This window comes from Alcaligenes sp. Marseille-Q7550, assembly GCF_965112015.1.
This window is the reverse complement of the sequence record NZ_CBCOPU010000002.1, coordinates 491,821-509,300: the sequence shown is the minus strand read 5'-3', so window position 1 is coordinate 509,300 and position 17,480 is coordinate 491,821. Positions and strand designations below refer to the sequence as shown.

Annotated in this window: 19 protein-coding genes and 1 pseudogene; 17 read left to right on the top strand and 3 right to left on the bottom strand. The window is 65.7% G+C overall.

The features are described 5' to 3' along the window. Positions 1–37 precede the first annotated feature (37 nt). The 17 genes from ACWPWO_RS11745 (at position 38) to ACWPWO_RS11665 (ending at position 14,539) form a co-directional block, all read left to right on the top strand. Positions 38–220, top strand: a complete 183-nt coding sequence (locus ACWPWO_RS11745; RefSeq protein WP_454006747.1) for a Flp family type IVb pilin — start codon at positions 38–40, stop codon at positions 218–220. Positions 221–275: 55 nt separating this feature from the next. Next, positions 276–536 (top strand): hypothetical protein, encoded by a 261-nt coding sequence (locus tag ACWPWO_RS11740; RefSeq protein ID WP_454006746.1) that lies wholly within the window; start codon positions 276–278, stop codon positions 534–536. Further along, on the top strand, positions 536–781 hold the full coding sequence (locus ACWPWO_RS11735) for a hypothetical protein (RefSeq protein ID WP_454006745.1): 246 nt from the start codon (positions 536–538) through the stop codon (positions 779–781). The genes ACWPWO_RS11740 and ACWPWO_RS11735 overlap by 1 nt, the downstream gene beginning before the upstream one ends. After that, positions 766–1,320: a TadE/TadG family type IV pilus assembly protein gene (locus ACWPWO_RS11730; protein ID WP_454006744.1), complete on the top strand. Its 555-nt coding sequence runs from the start codon at positions 766–768 to the stop codon at positions 1,318–1,320. The genes ACWPWO_RS11735 and ACWPWO_RS11730 overlap by 16 nt, the downstream gene beginning before the upstream one ends. Continuing rightward, a complete protein-coding gene (locus ACWPWO_RS11725) occupies positions 1,317–1,811 on the top strand; it encodes a TadE/TadG family type IV pilus assembly protein (protein ID WP_454006743.1) in 495 nt (164 codons plus the stop codon). Before ACWPWO_RS11730 ends, ACWPWO_RS11725 begins: the two co-directional genes overlap by 4 nt. Then, positions 1,808–2,758, top strand: a complete 951-nt coding sequence (cpaB, locus tag ACWPWO_RS11720; protein ID WP_454006742.1) for a Flp pilus assembly protein CpaB — start codon at positions 1,808–1,810, stop codon at positions 2,756–2,758. The genes ACWPWO_RS11725 and cpaB overlap by 4 nt, the downstream gene beginning before the upstream one ends. An 89-nt stretch (positions 2,759–2,847) precedes the next feature. Further along, entirely contained in the window at positions 2,848–4,182 is a 1,335-nt protein-coding gene (locus ACWPWO_RS11715; protein WP_454006741.1) for a type II and III secretion system protein family protein, read from the top strand. Between the two features lie 18 nt (positions 4,183–4,200). Continuing rightward, entirely contained in the window at positions 4,201–5,478 is a 1,278-nt protein-coding gene (locus ACWPWO_RS11710; RefSeq protein ID WP_454006740.1) for an AAA family ATPase, read from the top strand. 27 nt (positions 5,479–5,505) lie between these two features. After that, a complete protein-coding gene (locus ACWPWO_RS11705) occupies positions 5,506–6,840 on the top strand; it encodes a CpaF family protein (RefSeq protein ID WP_394061077.1) in 1,335 nt (444 codons plus the stop codon). Then, a complete protein-coding gene (locus ACWPWO_RS11700) occupies positions 6,841–7,764 on the top strand; it encodes a type II secretion system F family protein (protein ID WP_454006739.1) in 924 nt (307 codons plus the stop codon). A gap of 9 nt (positions 7,765–7,773) precedes the next feature. Then, positions 7,774–8,754 (top strand): type II secretion system F family protein, encoded by a 981-nt coding sequence (locus ACWPWO_RS11695; RefSeq protein ID WP_454006738.1) that lies wholly within the window; start codon positions 7,774–7,776, stop codon positions 8,752–8,754. A 5-nt stretch (positions 8,755–8,759) separates the two neighbouring features. Continuing rightward, the gene (locus tag ACWPWO_RS11690; RefSeq protein ID WP_454006737.1) at positions 8,760–9,749 is read left to right on the top strand and encodes a tetratricopeptide repeat protein; all 990 of its coding nucleotides are present in this window, start codon (positions 8,760–8,762) and stop codon (positions 9,747–9,749) included. A 28-nt stretch (positions 9,750–9,777) separates the two neighbouring features. Then, a complete protein-coding gene (locus ACWPWO_RS11685; RefSeq protein ID WP_454006736.1) occupies positions 9,778–10,248 on the top strand; it encodes a DUF3613 domain-containing protein in 471 nt (156 codons plus the stop codon). 31 nt (positions 10,249–10,279) lie between these two features. Further along, a complete protein-coding gene (locus ACWPWO_RS11680; protein WP_454006735.1) occupies positions 10,280–10,564 on the top strand; it encodes a pilus assembly protein TadG-related protein in 285 nt (94 codons plus the stop codon). Next, on the top strand, positions 10,471–12,342 hold the full coding sequence (locus tag ACWPWO_RS11675; RefSeq protein WP_454007518.1) for a TadG family pilus assembly protein: 1,872 nt from the start codon (positions 10,471–10,473) through the stop codon (positions 12,340–12,342). The genes ACWPWO_RS11680 and ACWPWO_RS11675 overlap by 94 nt, the downstream gene beginning before the upstream one ends. A gap of 20 nt (positions 12,343–12,362) precedes the next feature. Further along, a complete protein-coding gene (locus tag ACWPWO_RS11670; RefSeq protein ID WP_454006734.1) occupies positions 12,363–13,766 on the top strand; it encodes a sigma 54-interacting transcriptional regulator in 1,404 nt (467 codons plus the stop codon). 59 nt (positions 13,767–13,825) lie between these two features. Continuing rightward, complete coding sequence (locus tag ACWPWO_RS11665; protein ID WP_454006733.1) at positions 13,826–14,539, top strand: DUF2968 domain-containing protein; 714 nt, start codon at positions 13,826–13,828, stop codon at positions 14,537–14,539. Positions 14,540–14,609: 70 nt separating this feature from the next. Here ACWPWO_RS11665 and ACWPWO_RS11660 read toward each other — a convergent pair. The 3 genes and pseudogenes from ACWPWO_RS11660 to ACWPWO_RS11650 form a co-directional block, all read right to left on the bottom strand. Continuing rightward, positions 14,610–15,779: pseudogene (locus ACWPWO_RS11660) on the bottom strand (vWA domain-containing protein); the annotation flags it as partial. After that, complete coding sequence (locus tag ACWPWO_RS11655) at positions 15,769–16,389, bottom strand: GNAT family N-acetyltransferase (RefSeq protein WP_454006732.1); 621 nt, start codon at positions 16,387–16,389, stop codon at positions 15,769–15,771. The gene ACWPWO_RS11655 and the pseudogene ACWPWO_RS11660, both read right to left, overlap by 11 nt. 1 nt (position 16,390) lies before the next feature. After that, positions 16,391–17,266, bottom strand: coding sequence for an AAA family ATPase (locus tag ACWPWO_RS11650; protein WP_454006731.1), 876 nt, complete (start codon positions 17,264–17,266; stop codon positions 16,391–16,393). Positions 17,267–17,480 lie beyond the last annotated feature (214 nt).

The window sequence follows — 17,480 nt, the reverse complement described above, 5'->3', positions numbered from 1 at the left end:
CCGGGTCCGGCGGCAATTTTTGTTCAAGGGGGAAGTCATGAAAGCTCAACTTCAACAATTCTGGAACGACGAAGACGGCGCTACCGCCATCGAGTACGGCTTGATTGCGGGCTTGATTGCCGTGGTGATCATTGCCGTTCTCACCCAGGTGGGAGACGGGCTCAAAGCCATGTTCCAGCAGGTAGTCGACGAACTGCCGGCGGGCGAGGGTGGAGATTAAGAGATTTAGCATCGGCCTGTCTTGACTGGCCATTTTTGCTGGCTTGAATAGGCTGATGCTAATGCTTTCCTTATTACAAGGCGTTTTTATATTTCTTCTGGTTTTTTTCTCGATCCAGATAGTTTATCGCGATTTGAGATTCCGGAAGATTCATAACAACGTTCTTGTTCTTTATTTCCTGTCCATTCTGCTGCACAAACTGGCGGCGAATCAGTGGGTCGGGCTGCCTTCGGGAATCGTGCCGGGCTGGGGCGCATCGCTGATCGGCTTTCTGGGCGCTCTGGCGCTTTTTTTCCGGTCTGGCAATGGCGCCTGATGGGCGCGGCCGATGTGAAGCTGATGGCCGTTCTCGGATTTGCGCTGGGGTGGCGCAGCGGCGGGGAGGTGGTGCTGATCGGGACCGCGCTGGCCGGCATGCATGCGCTGCTGTTGGTGATGGCGCCGTCTCTAGAACAAAAATATGGGTTCTCCCTGCCGGGAACCCGGGTCAAGGCACGCAGCGTCCCGCTGGGGGCGTGGCTGTCTGTCGCAACAGTGGGGTGGATATGGATGCAGAGCTGAAGCAGGCCCGGACGGCCTCGCCCAAGGCAAGGCAGCCCGCCATGGACAGTTGGCGTCAGCGCGGCGCGTACGCGCTCGAATTCGCCTTGGTCTTCCCCTTGCTGTTCATTCTTATTTATGCATTGCTGACTTTCGGTTTGATCATGACCGCTCAGCAATCGCTCAACTATGCGGCCGAATCGGGCGCGCGCGCGGCATTGGTGGCGCCGGGAGCCGATCCCGACCTGGGCGGCCTGACGCCGGCCGAACGCGAACAGGTGCTGCGCAACCGGCTGCTGAGCCGCGTGGAGCAGGCCCGCGCCGAGGCCGATGAGCAGGTCCGCTGGCTGTCGGACTGGGTCGGCGCCCAGTATGTGCGCGTATCGGCAGAGCTGATCAACAATGAAGTGCGCGTAGGCATCATCTATGACTATGGCCGGGCGCCGCTGGTGCCCATGCTTGGCCCCAGCGGCCTGTTCGCTCTGGTGGTGCCGGCCCGGCTGGACGGCCAGGCGCAGGTCAACCTGCAAGTGGCCGGCGAACTGGGAGCCGCCCTATGAGCACGCGTTCCGCCGCTGCAACCGACCTTCGTCCGGCCGCCCGGCAGCGCGGCGTGGCCGCCATTGAGTTCGCCCTGGTGCTCAGCCTGATGCTGGTGATCTTCGGCGCCATCATCAGTTTCAGCGCCTTGTTCCTGGCCCAGCAGAAAATTACCCATCTGGTGGGCGATGCCGCGCGCCAGAGCGTCACCCAGGCGCTGACTCCCGTTCAGACGGCGGCATTCTTTCAGGAATATGTGGACCGCCGCGCCCAGGACGATGTCCTGCTCCACTGGCTGGGCGGGCTGAGCGGCGGTTTTCGCCAGGCAGCCTGCGTGCAGGAGCCGGCGAATCAGTGCGGACGGTTCTCGTTGGAATTGAGTGTGCAGCCTTGGTTGCTGGCCAATCTGCTCGACATCCTGTCGCCTTTGCTGACGGGTGATGAGCAGAGCCATGCGCCAGGCAGTCTGCATGCGACGGCATTCGTTGTCCTAGGGAGAGGAAATCAATGAGCGGCATCATGAAGGGAGCGGCAGTGGTCCTGCTGCTGATCGCAGCAGTTCTGGTCGGCCTGGCCGTGTATCTGGGCATCAAGCCCAAGCCCGCGCCGGTGGCGCCGGCAACGGCGGGGACGGCCGAAAGTCACCGCCAGTCCTTGCAGTCGGTGGTGCTGGTCAAACGTAGCCTGAAAGCGGGCGATACGCTGACGGCCGATGCCCTGGAGCTTGCGCAATGGCCGGCGGCGCCCAGCCAATCCTATCAGGACATGCAGCCCCTGGTGGGCAAGACGCTGCGTTTCGACCTGGAGGCCGGGCAGCCCGTCCTGAGCAGTTTCATCGCCAAGAGTCTGGCCAGCTATCTGGAAGACGGCGAGCGGGCGGTGACGATTCCGGTCGATGCGATTTCCGGCGCCAGCAATCGTGTCGAGCCCGGCGATCTGGTGGATGTGTTCTTCACGTTCAACAGCGGCAACGAAGTCAGCGATACCCAGGCGCGCCTGCTGATGCCGCGGGTGCGCGTGCTGTCTTACGGGAAGTCCTCGCTGGCCGGACCGGAAGCCTCGGAATCCTCTGCTGCGCGCCAGGACGGGCAGGCGCGCAACGCCATGCTGGCCGTGCCCCTGGCCTCGGTCAACGAACTGCTGCTGGCAAGCCGCAGCGGCAGCCTGCAGCTGGTGCTGCGCGCACCGTCGGACGGCAGCCTGCCCGACCCCGGCCTGTTTCCCGAATTCGCTGCTTTGATACCTGCGCGCGCGGGTCTTGCGCCAGAGCAGCGCGAGGCCCTGGCGCTGCCTGACAACCGGGCCATGGCGGGCCTGGGCCTGCGCGAGTTCTCGGCCAGCAATGAAAAGCTGGGCGAGGCCAAGACGCCGGTCGCCGCGCCGCGGACCGACGGCATGGCGCAGCCCCGCCGGGCTGAAGTCATACGCGGCGGGCGGGTCGAGGTGATCCAGTATTGAACGGGGGCGGATGCGTCCGCCCGCGGGATCCGGCCGGCTTTCGCGATGGAGCCGGGGTGATGCGAAGCAAGGCAGCATGGATTAGAGACATGAAACAACAAATCAGAACAGCAGGTCTGGGATTGGTGTGGGCACTGGCGGCGGCAATGAGCGCGCTGCCCGTGACGGCAGTGGAGGCGCAGACGGGCCAGTCGGCCGGCAGCCAGAAGATCGTGAGACTGGTAGCCAATGACCAGGACATTCTGCGCCTGCCGCAGGTGCCGCAGCGTCTGGCCATCAGCGACGAGACGGTCGCGGATGTGCAGATCCTGTCGCCGGCGGCCGGCCAGCGCGGCGAGGTGCTGCTGGTGGGCAAGCGCGCGGGCAAGGCCGACCTGAGGATCTGGATGCCCGGTCGCAGCACGCCCGAGCGCTGGACCATCGAAGTGCAAAGCCAGGTGGAGCGGCAGCTGGAGCAGGCTGGACGATCCTTGTCCGCGGACGTTTCCGCGGCCGGACCGCAAACCCTGGTCACGGGCAGCAGCCCGTCCCTCCTGGAGCATCAGGAAGCCGTGGCCGCCGCGCGCGCTGGGAGCGGCAAGGACGGCGCGGTGCTGGACCTGTCGGAAGTGGACGCCAGCGGCATGGTGCAGGTGGAAGTGAAGGTGGTGGAGGTCTCGCGCGAGGTCATGAAGGATATCGGCCTGAGCGCGGAGGCGATCGGCGGCAAGCCCTGGACAGGCGGCGTCAATCTGCTGCCGCGCGCTCTGAGCGGCGGACTGAACGTGATGTACAGCTCTCGCAATTTCAGCGCCACGCTGAATCTTCTGGAGCAGAACGGACTGGCCCGGGTGCTGGCCGAGCCCACTTTGGTGGCCATGTCGGGCCACAGCGCCAGTTTCCTGTCCGGCGGGGAGATCCCCATTCCTTCCTCGGCCGGCCTGGGCACCACGACGGTGGAGTACAAGCCTTTCGGCATAGGCCTGACCGTGACGCCCACCGTGCTCTCGCGCGAGCGCATCGCCTTGAAGGTGGCTCCCGAGGCCAGCGATCTGGATTACTCCAGGGTCGTGGAGATGCCGGGCGGCGGCCTCATGCCGTCGCTGCGCACGCGCCGGGCCGACACCACCATAGAGCTGGGCGATGGCGAAAGCTACATCATCAGCGGCCTGGTGTCGCGCCAGACCGCCGCGGCCGTCAAGAAGATTCCTTTCCTGGGGGATCTGCCCATATTGGGCAGTTTCTTCCGCAATGTGCAGTACAGCCAGAAAGAACTGGAGCTGGTGATCGTCGTCACGCCGCGATTGATCAAGCCCATCCAGAAAGGAGCCACGATCGCCTTGCCGGGCGGGCGCCAGGAGAAGCTGGACGATGCGCCCAATGCCTGGGGGTACTTCCTGCTCGGCCGTCACGGCTATGAGCAGATGCCGGGGTTTTCGCGCTGAGCGGTTGGAGTCGTCATTGTGCAGAGATACAGGGAGTACCTGCTGTGTACCGAGCGCCCCGAGCTGGCCGAGGCCATCAACGGCGCGGCGGCCGGCCTGCTGAAGGTGCGCGCCATCCTGCCTACGCAGGAGAGCCTGCGGCGCGAGCTGGCGGCTCAGGCCGAGCCCATGGTGTTCTTCGATTTCGCCCATGTGCAGCCCGACGGCAGCCAGGCGGGGATCGCCGCCCTGGTGCGCAGCCTGGCCCGCCTGGACGCCAGCGTGCAACGGGTCGCGGTCGGGCGGGTTTCTTTTCCGCAGGGAGCGGTCGAGGCCTTGCGCGCCGGCGCCAACGAGTTCCTGAATCTGGATGGTGCGGAAAACCTGCGCGAGGAGCTGCAGCGCATCATCGATCAGGCCGGGCAGAGCCAGCAGAGCGTGCTGGTCAAGAAGCCGTTTCGCTGCGTGCTGCTGCTGGGCGCGCGCGCGGGGGTGGGTTGCAGCACGCTGGCCAGCAGCCTGGCCTGGGTGCTGCAGCAGGAGATGAACCGCCTGGGCAAGCAGGCCCGCGGCCTGCCCGTCAACAAGCCCCTGCCCACCGAACTGGTGCCGCTCGGCGAGCGTGTCGGGCTTCTGGACCTGGGCTGGCCGACCGGCGACTGCGCCTTGTACATGGGCGCAGGTTCGGAATTCGATTTCATCCAGGCCGCCTCCCAGCGGCATCGCCTGGACGACACCATGCTGCACTCCGCGCTGGCGCAGCACAGCAGCGGGCTCAATGTCCTGTCCTTGCCCGCCGATGTGAACAGCCTGAACCAGATCGGCCTGGAAGACTCGCTGGGATTGTGCAGCTACTTGCGCGATCGCATGGGCTGCCTGGTGATCGATGGCGGCGGTTTTCCCAACCCGCGTTTCCTGGTGGAGCTGGAGTCGCAAGTGGACGAGGTGCTGCTGGTGACCGACCAGAGCATGGGGGCGCTGGTGTCGCTGGCCGAGACGCTGGCGATCCGCTCGGAGCTGGACGGCCTGGCCACGCTGCGGCTGGTGGTGAACCAGTTCGACGAACGCTACGGGCTGTCGGCTCAGGCCATCGCCGCACGCTTCGGGCTGGAGCTGGCCGCGGTATTGCCGGACCGCCGTCTGGGGCACATGCGCAGCGCCAGCCTGGGCAAGCTGCTGGTGCAGGTGGATGAAAAAGATGCCTATGCGCGCGCCGTGCAGGCGCTGGCGGGCGACATGGTGGAGCGCAAGGAAGTTCCGGCCCAGGCTGACGCGCCGTCGGTCTGGAATCGTTTCAAGTTCAGGTTTGGGGGCTGAGCCGGCCCATGCATGGAAGATTGACGCATGAATAGTATGTCTTTGCTCGGAGGGCGGCCCGACCTGATCCAGGTCAAGGAGCAGGCCCATGAACATCTGCTGGCCCGCATCGAAGAGCTGGGCGCGGAATTCGGCCGCTGGACGCGCCAGGCGATCCAGGATTTCGTCGGCATCGAGGTGGCCAGTTTCGCGCGCCTCAAGCGCATACCCGTCAACGAGGCCGAGATTCGCGAGGTGGTGCAGGCATTGACCAAGGAGCTGGCCGGCCTGGGTCCGCTGGAGGATTTGCTGGAGGATCCGGCGGTCGAGGACATCCTCATCAATGGATTCGACAATGTCTTCGTGTCGCGCGGCGGCGTGCTGAGCCGGGAGAAGGCCAGCTTCACCGACAATCAGCATGTGCTGCGCATCGTGCGCCGCATCCTGGCGCCGCTGGGCCGGCGCCTGGATGAGTCCGTGCCCATGGTCGATGCGCGCCTGCCCGACGGCGGCCGCCTGAACGTGGTCATCCATCCGCTGGCGGTGGACGGTCCCATGGTGTCCATCCGCAAGTTCCGCAAGGATCCGCTCAAGCCTGACGACCTGATGCGCCTGGGAGCCTTCGACGAGTCCATCAACCGCCTGCTGCAGGCGGCGGTGGGCTCGCGCTGCAATATCCTGATCTCGGGCGGCACCAGCTCGGGCAAGACTTCGCTGTTGAACGCGCTGGCCTTCTACATTCCCAAGACCGAACGCGTGGTGACGGTGGAGGATACGGCGGAACTGGCCCTGAACCATCCGCACGTCGTGCGCCTGGAGGCCAGGCAGGCCGGCTACGACGGCAGCGGCGAGATCACGATCCGCGACCTGATCCGCAACAGCCTGCGGATGCGGCCCGACCGCGTGGTGGTGGGGGAAGTGCGGGGCGCCGAGGTCATCGACATGCTGCAGGCCATGAACACCGGCCACGAAGGTTCGATGGCCACCATCCACGCCAACTCGCCGCGCGAGTGCCTGTACCGGATCGAGATGCTGGCCGGTTTCGCCGGCTTCCAGGGCAGCGAGGACAGCCTGCGCCGCCAGATCGCCAGCGCCCTGGACTTCATCATCCAGATCGGACGCCTGCCCAATGGCAAGCGCCGCATCCTGTCCATCACGGAAGTGACCGGCATGGGCGACGGCGTGATCGCCATGCAGGAACTGTATCGGCATGAATCATATGTGGCCGCCGACGATACGGAGCAGGATCGCTGGGTCAGCCTGGGCATACACCCGCATACCCGCAAGCTGAACCAGTACCGCGACCAGCTGACGAGCGAACAGGCGCAGATCAGCGAGCCCGCTCCCAAGGAAGGGGGCGGCTTCTGGGACTGGAGGCGCTAGATGACGGCGTTGCTCATTGCCCTTGCGGCCGTACTGCTGATTCTGGGCGCCATGCTGCTCTGGCGGCAGGCTGGAAGGCGCCAGCAGGCGCAGATTTCCGCCAAGGTGCTGGAGCAGCAGCTGGCCCTGCGCCCTGGCGTACCCCTGGGCACGCGCGAGGAGCGCGTGCAGCAGGATGCCTGGCAAGGCGCGCCCAAGGGGTGGCGCGAATTCATGCTGCGCACAGGCATGCGCCCGTCGCGGCGCTTCTATTTCGCCTTGCTGGCCTGGACGCTGGGCCTGCCTGTGCTGCTGCTGGCGCTGGTCGGCCCGGTGGCGGGGGCGGCCATGCTGGCGGCGGCCATTGCCGGAGCCTATGCCTTCCTGTGGTTCAAGACCGATAGGCGGCATCGCAAGATTGTTGCGCAGATACCGGATTTCCTGGATCTGATGGTGCGCCTGATCACCATTGGCAACAGCATGGGCGCGGCTTTTCTCAACGCCGCCGACAACACGCCGCTGCCGCTGGGCGAAGTCCTCCAGGAGGCCAAGGCCCTGCACCGTTCGGGGCAGGAGCTGGATGCGGCTCTGCGCACCGTTTCCCGCCAGCATGGCCTGCATGAACTGTTCCTGGTGGCGGCGGTGATCGGCGTGGCCATGCGGTTCGGCGGACGCAGCGACCAGACCATGGAGCGCATGGCGGGTTTCATGCGGGACCGGGAAAACGCCCGCAATGAGCTGGTGGCCCTGTCGGTGGAAGTGCGCCTTTCGGCCTGGATACTGGCCTTGCTGCCGGCCGTGATCGCCGCGTACATCCTGATCTTCAACAACAATTTGTTCATGACCATGTGGCAGGACCCGACGGGCTTTCGCATGCTGGTGTTCGCGGTCGTGCTGCAACTGGTCGGTTGCTATTGGCTGTATCGCATGGCGCGCAATGTGTAGGAGCGGGCAATGATGGCAATGGATGCGGGGACTTTACTGATGTGGGGCGCGGCGGCCTGCGCCCTGGCCGGCTGCCTGCTGCTCGGTCTGTGGGCGGGCGCAAGCTGGCGGCAGCGGCAACAGGAGCGGCGCCTGGCGCGCGCCGGTGGCGAGCGCCTGCACGGGGCGCCGCCGGCGGCCGCGTCCGCCGGCCATCCGCGTCAGACCGTCGAGCAGATCAAGAGCCGGGCGGGCAATCTGGGCGCGCGCTGGCTGCAAGGGCGTTTCGGCGGCAGCCTGCTGGGCGAGGATGACCGGCAGCTGATCAACAATGCCGGCTTCGAAGACGTGGAGACGGCGCGCCGCTACTTCGCGGTCGGCCGGGTGGGCTTGAGCGTGGCCTTGATCGCCTTGTTCAGCCTGTTGCCCCTGACCCGGCGCCTGAACGACATGCTGCCCTTCCTGACCGTGTTCCTGGGCTTCGCCCTGGGCTGGATGCTGCCCAAATGGTGGCTCATGCGCCGGGCCGCACAGCGGCGCGTGCAGATGTCGGCCGAGCTGCCCTTGTTCGTGGATCTGCTGCGCCTGCTGCAGGGCGTGGGCCTGTCCATGGACCAGACGCTCTACACCATCGAGCGCGACTTCAAGGACGTGCTGCCCGTCATGGGTTCGGAGCTGACGATCGCGGTGGAGCAGTATGCCCGCGGCCGCACGCGCGAGCAGTCGCTGGAGCGTATCGCCCACCATTTCGGCAACGAGGACCTGTCCGTGATCTGCCGCCTGATCGTGCAGGTGGACCAGCATGGCGGAGCCATGCAGGAGCCCTTGCATCGCTTCGGCGTGCGCCTGCGCGAACAGCGCCGGCTGGAACTGAAGGAAAAGGTGGGCAAGCTGACGGTCAAGATGACGGGGGTGATGGTGCTGACCTTGCTGCCCGCCTTGTTGATCATTACCGCAGGGTCGGGCTTTCTGGCCCTGTTTCGAGGTTTGAGCCGGGTGGCCGGAGGATGAGCATCATGAAATCCCATGCACGCATGCGCAGATTGGCGGCCCTGGCCGTGATGATGGGCGGCAGCTTCTTGCTGGCGGCCTGCTCCAGCACGGATTCCGCGTACGAGCTGATGCGCCAGCAGCAGGAGCAGGAGGCGTTTATGCAAAGCAAGGAAATCGAACACTGGGAAAAGCGCAAGCCCAGCGACCGACAGATGGCGGTGCAGATGCTGCAGGAAACACAGAAGCAGGGGCGGTACTTTGCCTCCCTGGCCTATGCGGACGCCATGCAGAAGGAGTACGGCGCCGATCCCGAGATGATGGCCCTGCGCGCCGAGGCCCTGCGCCAGACCGGCCAGCTGGAGCAGGCCGCCGCCACGCTCAAGTCTTTGCGCGGCACGCCGGTGAGCGCGCGGGCGTACCAAGGCCTGGGCCTGATTGCCGGCTCCCAGCAGAATTTCGAGGCGGCCGCCCATTACCTGGCCAAGGCGGCGGGGCTCGATCCCACCCAGGCGGCGCTGCAAAGCGACCTGGGCTATGCCTACCTGCGGGCCGGCCGGCCCGACCTGGCCCGTCTGGCCCTGGGCAAGGCGGCCGAGCTGGAACCGGACAATCCGAAGATACTGAGCAATATGGCCCTGTACCTGCTGGTCAGCGGCGCGCCGCAGCGCGCCCAGTTCGTCATGCAGCAGGCGGGCATGAACGAGACGACGCAGCAGGCGGTGGCGGAGATGGCCGGACAGATCGGCCGGGAGCTGGAGCAGTTGCATGCGTCCCGCCAGCGCGAGCAGTTGCTGGCGCGGGCTCAGCGCGCCCGGACTGTCGATGCGCAGTTCGCCGGGGAGGCGGCCGCGTCGGACGATCCGCCTGTCGCAAGCCGCCGGGTGGTCGTCAGCCAGGACGGACAGGCGCCCGTTGCCCAGCCGTCGCCGGCTGTTCGTCCGGCCGCCCTGGTATCGGATGCGGGGCTCAACCGGCCTTTGCTGGAAAGCCTGGCTCCAGCCTCGGCTCATTGAAACAAAGCTGCTTATTCAAGGATGTGACATGAACCATCGACAATTTCTGGCCTGCTGCTCGGTTCTCATGGCGAGCGCCTCGATTGCGCAGACTCAGCCGCCCCTGACGGGCGCCATGGCTTCGGAGGCGACCTCGTATCCTGTGGCGCCCAGTCCGGCCGCGGCGCCGGCTCCCGCCGAGCCGGCCCAGCCTGCGGCGGCCGAACGCCAGCCCTATGAAACATATCGCCTGACGCAGGAACAAGTGCACCCCTGGCCCGAAGTCGAAGGCCTGCCGGTCCACGTGCAGAATGAGCTCCGTCACATTCCTCCCGTGCTGCAGGTGGGCGAGGGAACACGCAGCCTGATGAGCATGCAGGCCGATCCGCAGCGCGAGGGCAAGGAGCTTCCGGTGGCGGGCGCGGCGGCGACGCTGGCCTGGGAGCGCTATCTGAACAGTTTCAAGCATCCGATTCCTGAATACATGCAGGAACGGGTGAAAACCAGCGGCAAGAATTGACAGATCGCGCAGTGTAGCGGGAGGAGGCACTATGAACGGGTTTGGCATTCGAGAGCGGGCGCAGCGAGCCGATCGGCAGACGGGTTCCGTGATCGTGCCCGCCGCCGCCGCTCTATTGGTGGGTCTGGTCTTGCTGGGCGCGGCGCAATTGGGCCAGAACTTCTATGCCAAGCGCGATCTGCAGAATGCCGCCGACCTGGCGGCGCTGGCCGGTGCGCAGTCGTGGGGGCGGGCGATGAGCTGGGCTGCCGGGAGGCCCAGCGCATGGCCGGGGTCAGCTTGCGCAGCCAGAGCGGGTCGCCGGCGGCCGGCCTGACAGGCGAGGCGGCGCGGGTAAGTTGCGGCCGTTGGGACGGCAGCGTGGCCGATCCCGCGCAGCGTTTCACCGAGGCCCTGCCGGCGCATTCCGTGCAGGTGCGCCTGAGCTACCAGGCGCCGTCCCTGTTCCCTTTCCTGTCGCCGGCTTCGATCGACGCCGTGGCCACGGCCAATACCAGTGAGCCGACCGCAACCTTTTCGGTGGGAAGCCGCCTGTTGGCCTTGAAGAAAAATGGGCTGGTGTACAGCCTGTTGCGCGGCGTGGGGCTGCGTCCGGACCAACTGACGGTGCTGGATGCGGCCGGGCTGGTCAATGCCAGGATCACGCCCGCCGGCCTGCTCAAGGCCCTGGGGCTGCCGGCCACGGTCATTGCCGGCGTGGGCACGCCCGAGGAATTGACGCGGCTGGAGCAGTTGACGCTGGCCGACCTGCTCAACGCCAGCCTGGAGCTGCTGGACCAGCAAAAGACCCTGGGTCTGGACGTGGGCGCCCTGCAGGAGTTCATACGCCTGCTGCTGGGCGTGGGACCGTTGGACCTGCCCATCAAGCTCCTGGGCGAAGGCGGCATTCTGGCGATGGTCGATGGCGTGGATCCCTTGTCCGCCCTGAATGTGAACCTGGACGTGCTGCAACTGGTCAATACCGGGCTGGTGGTGGCCAACGGCGAGAACCTGATCGACCTGAACCTGACGGGCCTGCCCTCGTCCCTGTTCAACAAGACGCTGGATGTGCGGGCCCGTATCGTGGAGCCGCCCAGCATTGCGATGGGCGGCGTCGGCACGACGGCCAATTCGGCCGGCGTGCGCATCTACCTGAAGCTGGACACGTCCCAGATCCCGGCGGTGGGACCCATCCTGAAGGCGCTGGGCACGGAAGTCAGCCTGCCCCTGATCGTCGAGCTGTCCCAGGCGCGCGGCAAGCTGCTCAATGTGTGCCGTCCGCCCATCGAGCGGGATCAGGCCACGATTGCAGTCAGTTCGTCGCTGGTCAATGTGTGCCTGGGCAATTTCCCGCACAGCGATTTTTTCTCGGCGGCCAACAGTTGCAAGGACACCGAATTCGGCGCCATCCAGCGTCATCGCGTCATCAACGTGCTGGGCATCCTGCCCCTGACCGCCAAGGTGACGCTGCCGCTGATCGATACCAAGGACCCGGTGGAGGTCACGTTGACGGCGCCTCCCGGCGACCCTTCGGAGAAGACGGTCAATGCCACGCAGCTTGATCTTTCGCGCAGCGTGCGCCTGCTGTCCGACGCCGTTCTGTCGGGCATTCTGGGCGATCTGCTCAACACTCCCTGGAGCGGCGCCTCGGGCAAGCGCCAGATGGCTGAAAGCGTGGTGGGCGACGGGGCGGGGCGGGCCATTTCGTCCGTGGTGGCGGAAATGAACTGGTCCAAGGAGCGCATGGACCAGTTGGCGCGCACCATGAGCCAGAACGGGCTGGTCGGCGTGCTCGGAGGTACATTGGGGTTTGTCGACAACTTGTTGACCACGCTGTTGGGCGCGCCGCTGAGCGACCTGGCCTGCGGATTGGCCGGCATAGGCGGCGAGAAGGCCATGCGTGATTGTCGCGTCGGCGCAGTGGAAACGCTGGTGTTCAAGGATTCCAATCTGGTCGGGGCGGTCCTGAGCCTTGTCGTTGCGCTGCTGGATCCCGTGTTGAATTCACTGAGCGCATTGCTCGAAGGCCTGTTGCAATTGCTGGGGCTGAGCCTGGTGGAAGCCGACGTCAAGCTGCACGACGTGCAGTGCGGCACGGCCTACCTGGTGCAGTAGTCGAGGAGGCGGGCAAGGATATGAGTAGTAGTTTCATCGGCAATGAACCTGTTCTGTACGTGTGGGAGGGAAGCTCCGACCTGGCGGCGCGCGCCGAGCGCGCGATGGAAAATTCATCGGTGGCGGTGCTGCGCGTGGATCCGTCCCTGCGGCTCGATGCCGAGACGCATGCCACGCGCCACGCGGTCGCGCTGGTCTCGGTCAGCGTGATGACCGAAGGGCGCTTCGAGCAGCATGAATGGCTGGTCGAGCACGCCGTTCCCGTCATCTGGGTGGCGTCGGAGGAGCGCAGTTACGATCCGCGCTTCTATCCGTCCGCCTATTCCTATACCTTGCCCCTGTCTTTCACCGGCGCCGAACTGCGTACGCTGGTGGCCAAGCTGGCCGGACTGGTGGCCCAGGTCGACCGCCACTCCCAGGGCGGGCCGCGGCCGCTGGTGGCGGTCTCGCCCATCATGCGCGCCTTGCTGGCGGAGGCGGACATGTACGCCGACAGCGGGGCCAGCGTGCTGATCCATGGCGAGACCGGCGTGGGCAAGGAGCGCATCGCCCAGCTTCTGCATGAGCGTTCGTCGCGCGTCCAGGGGCCGTTCGTGCCGGTGAACTGCGGCGCGGTGCCCGAGGGGCTGTTCGAGGCCCATTTCTTCGGCCATGCCAAGGGTGCGTTCACGGGCGCCATCGGCGCCCACAAGGGCTACTTCGAACAGGCCGATCAGGGCACGCTGTTCCTGGATGAGATCGGCGACCTGCCGCTGCACCAGCAGGTCAAGCTGCTGCGCGTGCTGGAGCAACGCACCGTCACGCGCCTGGGCGCCACGCAGGAGATCCCCGTGGACTTTCGCATGGCCGCCGCCACCAACAAGAATCTGCTGGGCTTGGTGCAGCGGGGGCAGTTCCGCGCCGACCTGTACTATCGCCTGGCCGTGGTGGAGCTGGTCATTCCCAACCTGGAGCAGCGCGGCCCGCAGGAGAAGATCGCCATTTTCTGCGCCTTGCTGGAGCAGGAGCTGCAATGCGACGTGGAGGACATTCCGCAGTGGGTGCTCGATGCGGTGGGCAATATGCGCTTCAACGGCAATGTGCGCGAGCTGGCCAATCTGGTCGAGCGGGTGGCGGTCATGAGCAAGCAGTTCGGCGCCTGGGAGTCGGTGCAGCTTCGCCAGGTGCTGGAGCGCTTCAATGCGCCCATCATGCCGCCGGCCCTGCCCTCGGCCAACCCGGCGCTGCTGCGCGAGTACGCCGAGCCGGTCCCGGCCCTGAGCGCGCACGAGCAGGAGGAGCGCGATCGCATCGTGGCGGCGCTGGACTCGCAGGGCTGGCGCCGACAGGATACGGCCGCCGTGCTGGGAATTTCTCGTAAGGTTTTGTGGGAAAAGATGCGGAAATTCAACATAAAGGCACAAGGCGCAACAACGGACGTTTAGAATACGCACTGTTCTCTACGTCAAGCGAATCACAACAAATTGATTTTCAAGGGAAGGGTATGGTGAACCTTAGTCGCAAGACAGGCATGGCTTTGTCGCTGGGTGTGCTGTTCGTGCTGTCGGCGTGCAGCTCGGTGTCTCTGGTGCAGGAGCCGGAGCGGCCCGTGGTGGCGCAGACCCAGGACGAAGCCGTTCAGGATGTGGAGCCTGTCGCGCCTGCGGCCGCGCCTGCTGCGCCGGCCCGTTCCGCCGCCGCGCTGAACACGACCGTGGCCGAACTGCAGCAGCTCATCCAGGCCCGGGGCGTGCAGGAATTGCGCACCGCCTACAACGGACGCTACGGCGCCAGCCTGCTGTTTGCTTCCGAGAGCCTGACGTATTACGTCGCCCTGTTCCAGCAGCGCGAGTTCTGGCGCGTCTTCAAGACCACGGACGCCTCGCTGGCCGAGCGCATGTATACCCAGTACCGTCAGGACACGGTGGACTACGCGGCTTCCGACCTGGAGCGCATCAAGCTGCAGGCCGAAGTCGCCCGCACGGAAAAGGAACTGAACCAGAGCGCGGACCAGCTGACCGTCCTGCAGAACGACCTGGCCATGCAGCGCCAGCAGGAAGCCCTGGCCATTGCGCAGCGCGAAGAGGCGCGCCGCGAGGCGCAAGCCCTGGCCGAGCAGGAGCGCGAAGCGCGCGACCAGTTGCGTGAACTGCAGCGCCAGATCAAGGAGCTGGAACAGCAGCGCGCCGGCATGCTGGAGCGCCAGAAGCGCCGTTGAGCCTTTGACATTGAAAAAACCCGCAGCGCCCGCCGGCGCTGCGGGTTTTTTCATGGGACGGCCGCGGCCAGCGCGACAGATAGCGCATGGCCTCTTCCAGCCCCGCCGTGGTGACCGGGAACATACGGCCGGACATTACGGCCCCGATGATGGCGATGGACTGGCGATACGGCCAGTAGGCGCGGGGTTCGGGGTTGAGCCAGGCGGTGCGCGGCCAATGTTCCCGCAGCCGCTGCAGCCAGGCGGCGCCGGTCTCCTTGTTGTAGTGTTCCACCGAGCCGCCGGGCGCCATGATTTCGTAGGGGCTCATGGTGGCGTCGCCCACGATGATGACGCGCCAGTCGTCGTTGTACTTGCGCAGCAGGTCCCAGGTGTCCAGGCGCTCGTCGTAGCGCCGTGAGTTGTGCCGCCAGACGGTCTCGTATACGCAGTTGTGGAAGTAGTAGGCTTCCAGGTGCTTGAATTCCGATCGGGCTGCCGAGAACAACGCCTCGACCTGGGCGATGTGGTCGTCCATGCTGCCGCCCACGTCCAGCAGCATCAGCACATTGACGCGATTCTGCCGCTCGGCGCGCATCTGCAGATCCAGCATGCCGGCGTTGCGGGCCGTCTCCCGTATGGTGCCGTCCAGGTCCAGCTCGGTGGGCGCGCCTTCCCGGGCAAAGCGCCGCAGCCGACGCAGCGCCATCTTGAAATTGCGCGTGCCCAGTTCCTTCTGGTCGTCGTAATCCTGGAACTCGCGCTTCTCCCAGACCTTGACGGCGGTCCGGTTGCCAGCCGAGGGCCCGCCCAGGCGTATGCCTTCGGGGTGATAGCCGCCATGCCCGAAGGGCGAGGAGCCGCCCGTGCCTATCCACTTGCTGCCCCCGGCGTGGCGTTCCTGCTGTTCCTGCAGGCGCTGCTTGAACAACTCCAGCAGCTTGTCCAGGCCGTGCTTTTCCAGGGCCGCCTTCTCTTCCGGGCTCAGGTGGCGAGTCAGGGTCTGGCGCAGCCAGTCCTCGGGCAGGACCTTGCCCTGTTCGAGCGCGTGCAACTGGGGCTGATAGAACTCGCCGAAGGCCTGGTCGAAGCGGTCATACAGGGTTTCGTCCTTGATCAGGACCAGTCGGGCCAGATTGTAGAAATCGTCCAGGCTGGGCGGCATGATGGCCCGGCTCAGGGCATCGAGCAGGGTCAGGTGCTCCTGGATGGAAACGGGCAGGCCCCGGGAGCGCAGGTGGTAGAAGAAATCAAGCAGCATGGCCGTGCCGCCGCAGGCGGTCCAGCAGGTGGGCGCGGGACTCGGGCCATTCGCCGGCCAGCAGGCTGCACATCATGGTGTCGCGCACCGTGCCGTCGCGCCGCGGCGCATGGTGGCGCAGCCGGCCGTCGAAACGCGCTCCCAGGCGGGTGATGGCCTGCTGGGACGCGAAATTGAAGTTGTCGGTGCGCCAGCCCACGACCGCGGCGCCCAGGGTGTCGAAGGCGTGCCGCAGCAGGAGCAGCTTGCTGGCGGTATTGACGTGGCTGCGCTGGACGCGCCGCGCGTACCAGGTGTAGCCGATCTCCAGGCGCGCCACGGCGGGCAGGATGTCGTGGTAGCGGGTCGTGCCCACCGCCTGGCCGCTGAGCAGGTCGCGCACCAGGAACGGCAGCATGTGGCCCTGCCGCTGGCCCTCAAGGGCGGTCTGTATGTATTGAGCCGCCTGGCCGGGGGCGCGCACGCCGGTGATGCGCAGGTTCCACAGTTCGCCGTCGGCGGCGGCCTCTTCCAGCAGGGGGGCGTGCTCGGCCAGCAGGGGTTCCAGGCGCACGCCCCAGCCTTCCCGGGTCTGCGTGACGATGGGAGCGCGAAAGGCAGTATTGTTCATGTCAGCTCCGCCGCTGGGTTTTCTGGCTCATGGCGGCCAGGCGCTGCATCAGGCTCAGGTCCTGTTCATTCTTGAGCAGGGCGCCCGCCAGCGGCGGCAATCCCTGGTCCAGTTCCTGCAGCGCGTCGGCCGGCACGTCGTTGGCCAGCAGCAGGTGCAGCCAGTCCAGGAATTCGGAGGTGGAAGGTTTCTTCTTCAGGCCCGGAACATCGCGCAAGGCGAAGAAAGTGTCCAGGGCGCTGGCCAGGATGTCGCTGCGCAGGTCCGGGTAATGCACGGCCACGATCTGCTCCATCGTTGCACGGTCGGGGAAGCGGATGTAATGGAAAAAGCAGCGGCGCAGAAAGGCGTCGGGCAGGTCTTTCTCGTTGTTGGACGTGATGATGATCAGGGGCCGGTGGCGCGCCTGCACGGTCTGGCGGGTCTCGTACACATGGAACTCCGTGCGGTCCAGCTCCTGCAGCAGGTCGTTGGGGAATTCGATGTCGGCCTTGTCGATTTCGTCGATCAGCACCACGCTGGGCTGCTTGGACTCGAAAGCCCGCCAGAGCACGCCCTGCACGATGTAGTTACCGATGTCGCGCACTTTCTCCTCGCCCAGCTGGGAGTCGCGCAGGCGCGAGACGGCGTCGTATTCGTACAGGCCCTGGTGCGCCTTGGTGGTGGACTTGATGTGCCACTGCAGCAGCGGGCGATCCAGGGCGCGCGCCACTTCCAGGGCCAGCAGCGTCTTGCCCGTGCCGGGCTCGCCCTTGATCAGCAGGGGGCGCTGCAGGCTGAGCGCGGCATTCACCGCCAGCTTCAGGTCGTCGGTGGCGACATACTGGTCGGTGCCTTCGAAGGTGGCGGGCGTACCGGAACGGGAGGCGGTGGTCATGATGCGGATCCTGTGACTGGCATGAAATGTTGATCTGTCAAGAATGGTTTTTCAGGGATAAACACTAGTATCAATCATCCTTGGCAATTATCATACAATCGACTCAGTACTCGTCGGTCAGCATCACAAAAGGCAGGTGTCGCGTTATCCCACCCCGTGCTGTAATTGACGCGAGAGCCTGACCCGGACCGTTTTCAACTCCACGACAAAGCGA

Excerpts from the sequence above, each read along its gene's own strand:
- ACWPWO_RS11695 (WP_454006738.1), top strand. The coding sequence starts at position 7,774 with ATGATGGCAATGGATGCGGGGACTTTACTGATGTGGGGCGCGGCGGCC.
- ACWPWO_RS11735 (WP_454006745.1), top strand. The coding sequence starts at position 536 with ATGGGCGCGGCCGATGTGAAGCTGATGGCCGTTCTCGGATTTGCGCTG.
- ACWPWO_RS11680 (WP_454006735.1), top strand. The coding sequence starts at position 10,280 with ATGAACGGGTTTGGCATTCGAGAGCGGGCGCAGCGAGCCGATCGGCAG.
- ACWPWO_RS11685 (WP_454006736.1), top strand. The coding sequence starts at position 9,778 with ATGAACCATCGACAATTTCTGGCCTGCTGCTCGGTTCTCATGGCGAGC.
- cpaB (WP_454006742.1), top strand. The coding sequence starts at position 1,808 with ATGAGCGGCATCATGAAGGGAGCGGCAGTGGTCCTGCTGCTGATCGCA.
- ACWPWO_RS11705 (WP_394061077.1), top strand. The coding sequence starts at position 5,506 with ATGAATAGTATGTCTTTGCTCGGAGGGCGGCCCGACCTGATCCAGGTC.
- ACWPWO_RS11670 (WP_454006734.1), top strand. The coding sequence starts at position 12,363 with ATGAGTAGTAGTTTCATCGGCAATGAACCTGTTCTGTACGTGTGGGAG.
- ACWPWO_RS11665 (WP_454006733.1), top strand. The coding sequence starts at position 13,826 with ATGGTGAACCTTAGTCGCAAGACAGGCATGGCTTTGTCGCTGGGTGTG.
- ACWPWO_RS11655 (WP_454006732.1), bottom strand. The coding sequence starts at position 16,389 with ATGAACAATACTGCCTTTCGCGCTCCCATCGTCACGCAGACCCGGGAA.
- ACWPWO_RS11715 (WP_454006741.1), top strand. The coding sequence starts at position 2,848 with ATGAAACAACAAATCAGAACAGCAGGTCTGGGATTGGTGTGGGCACTG.
- ACWPWO_RS11650 (WP_454006731.1), bottom strand. The coding sequence starts at position 17,266 with ATGACCACCGCCTCCCGTTCCGGTACGCCCGCCACCTTCGAAGGCACC.
- ACWPWO_RS11690 (WP_454006737.1), top strand. The coding sequence starts at position 8,760 with ATGAAATCCCATGCACGCATGCGCAGATTGGCGGCCCTGGCCGTGATG.
- ACWPWO_RS11725 (WP_454006743.1), top strand. The coding sequence starts at position 1,317 with ATGAGCACGCGTTCCGCCGCTGCAACCGACCTTCGTCCGGCCGCCCGG.
- ACWPWO_RS11745 (WP_454006747.1), top strand. The coding sequence starts at position 38 with ATGAAAGCTCAACTTCAACAATTCTGGAACGACGAAGACGGCGCTACC.
- ACWPWO_RS11740 (WP_454006746.1), top strand. The coding sequence starts at position 276 with ATGCTAATGCTTTCCTTATTACAAGGCGTTTTTATATTTCTTCTGGTT.
- ACWPWO_RS11700 (WP_454006739.1), top strand. The coding sequence starts at position 6,841 with ATGACGGCGTTGCTCATTGCCCTTGCGGCCGTACTGCTGATTCTGGGC.
- ACWPWO_RS11730 (WP_454006744.1), top strand. The coding sequence starts at position 766 with ATGGATGCAGAGCTGAAGCAGGCCCGGACGGCCTCGCCCAAGGCAAGG.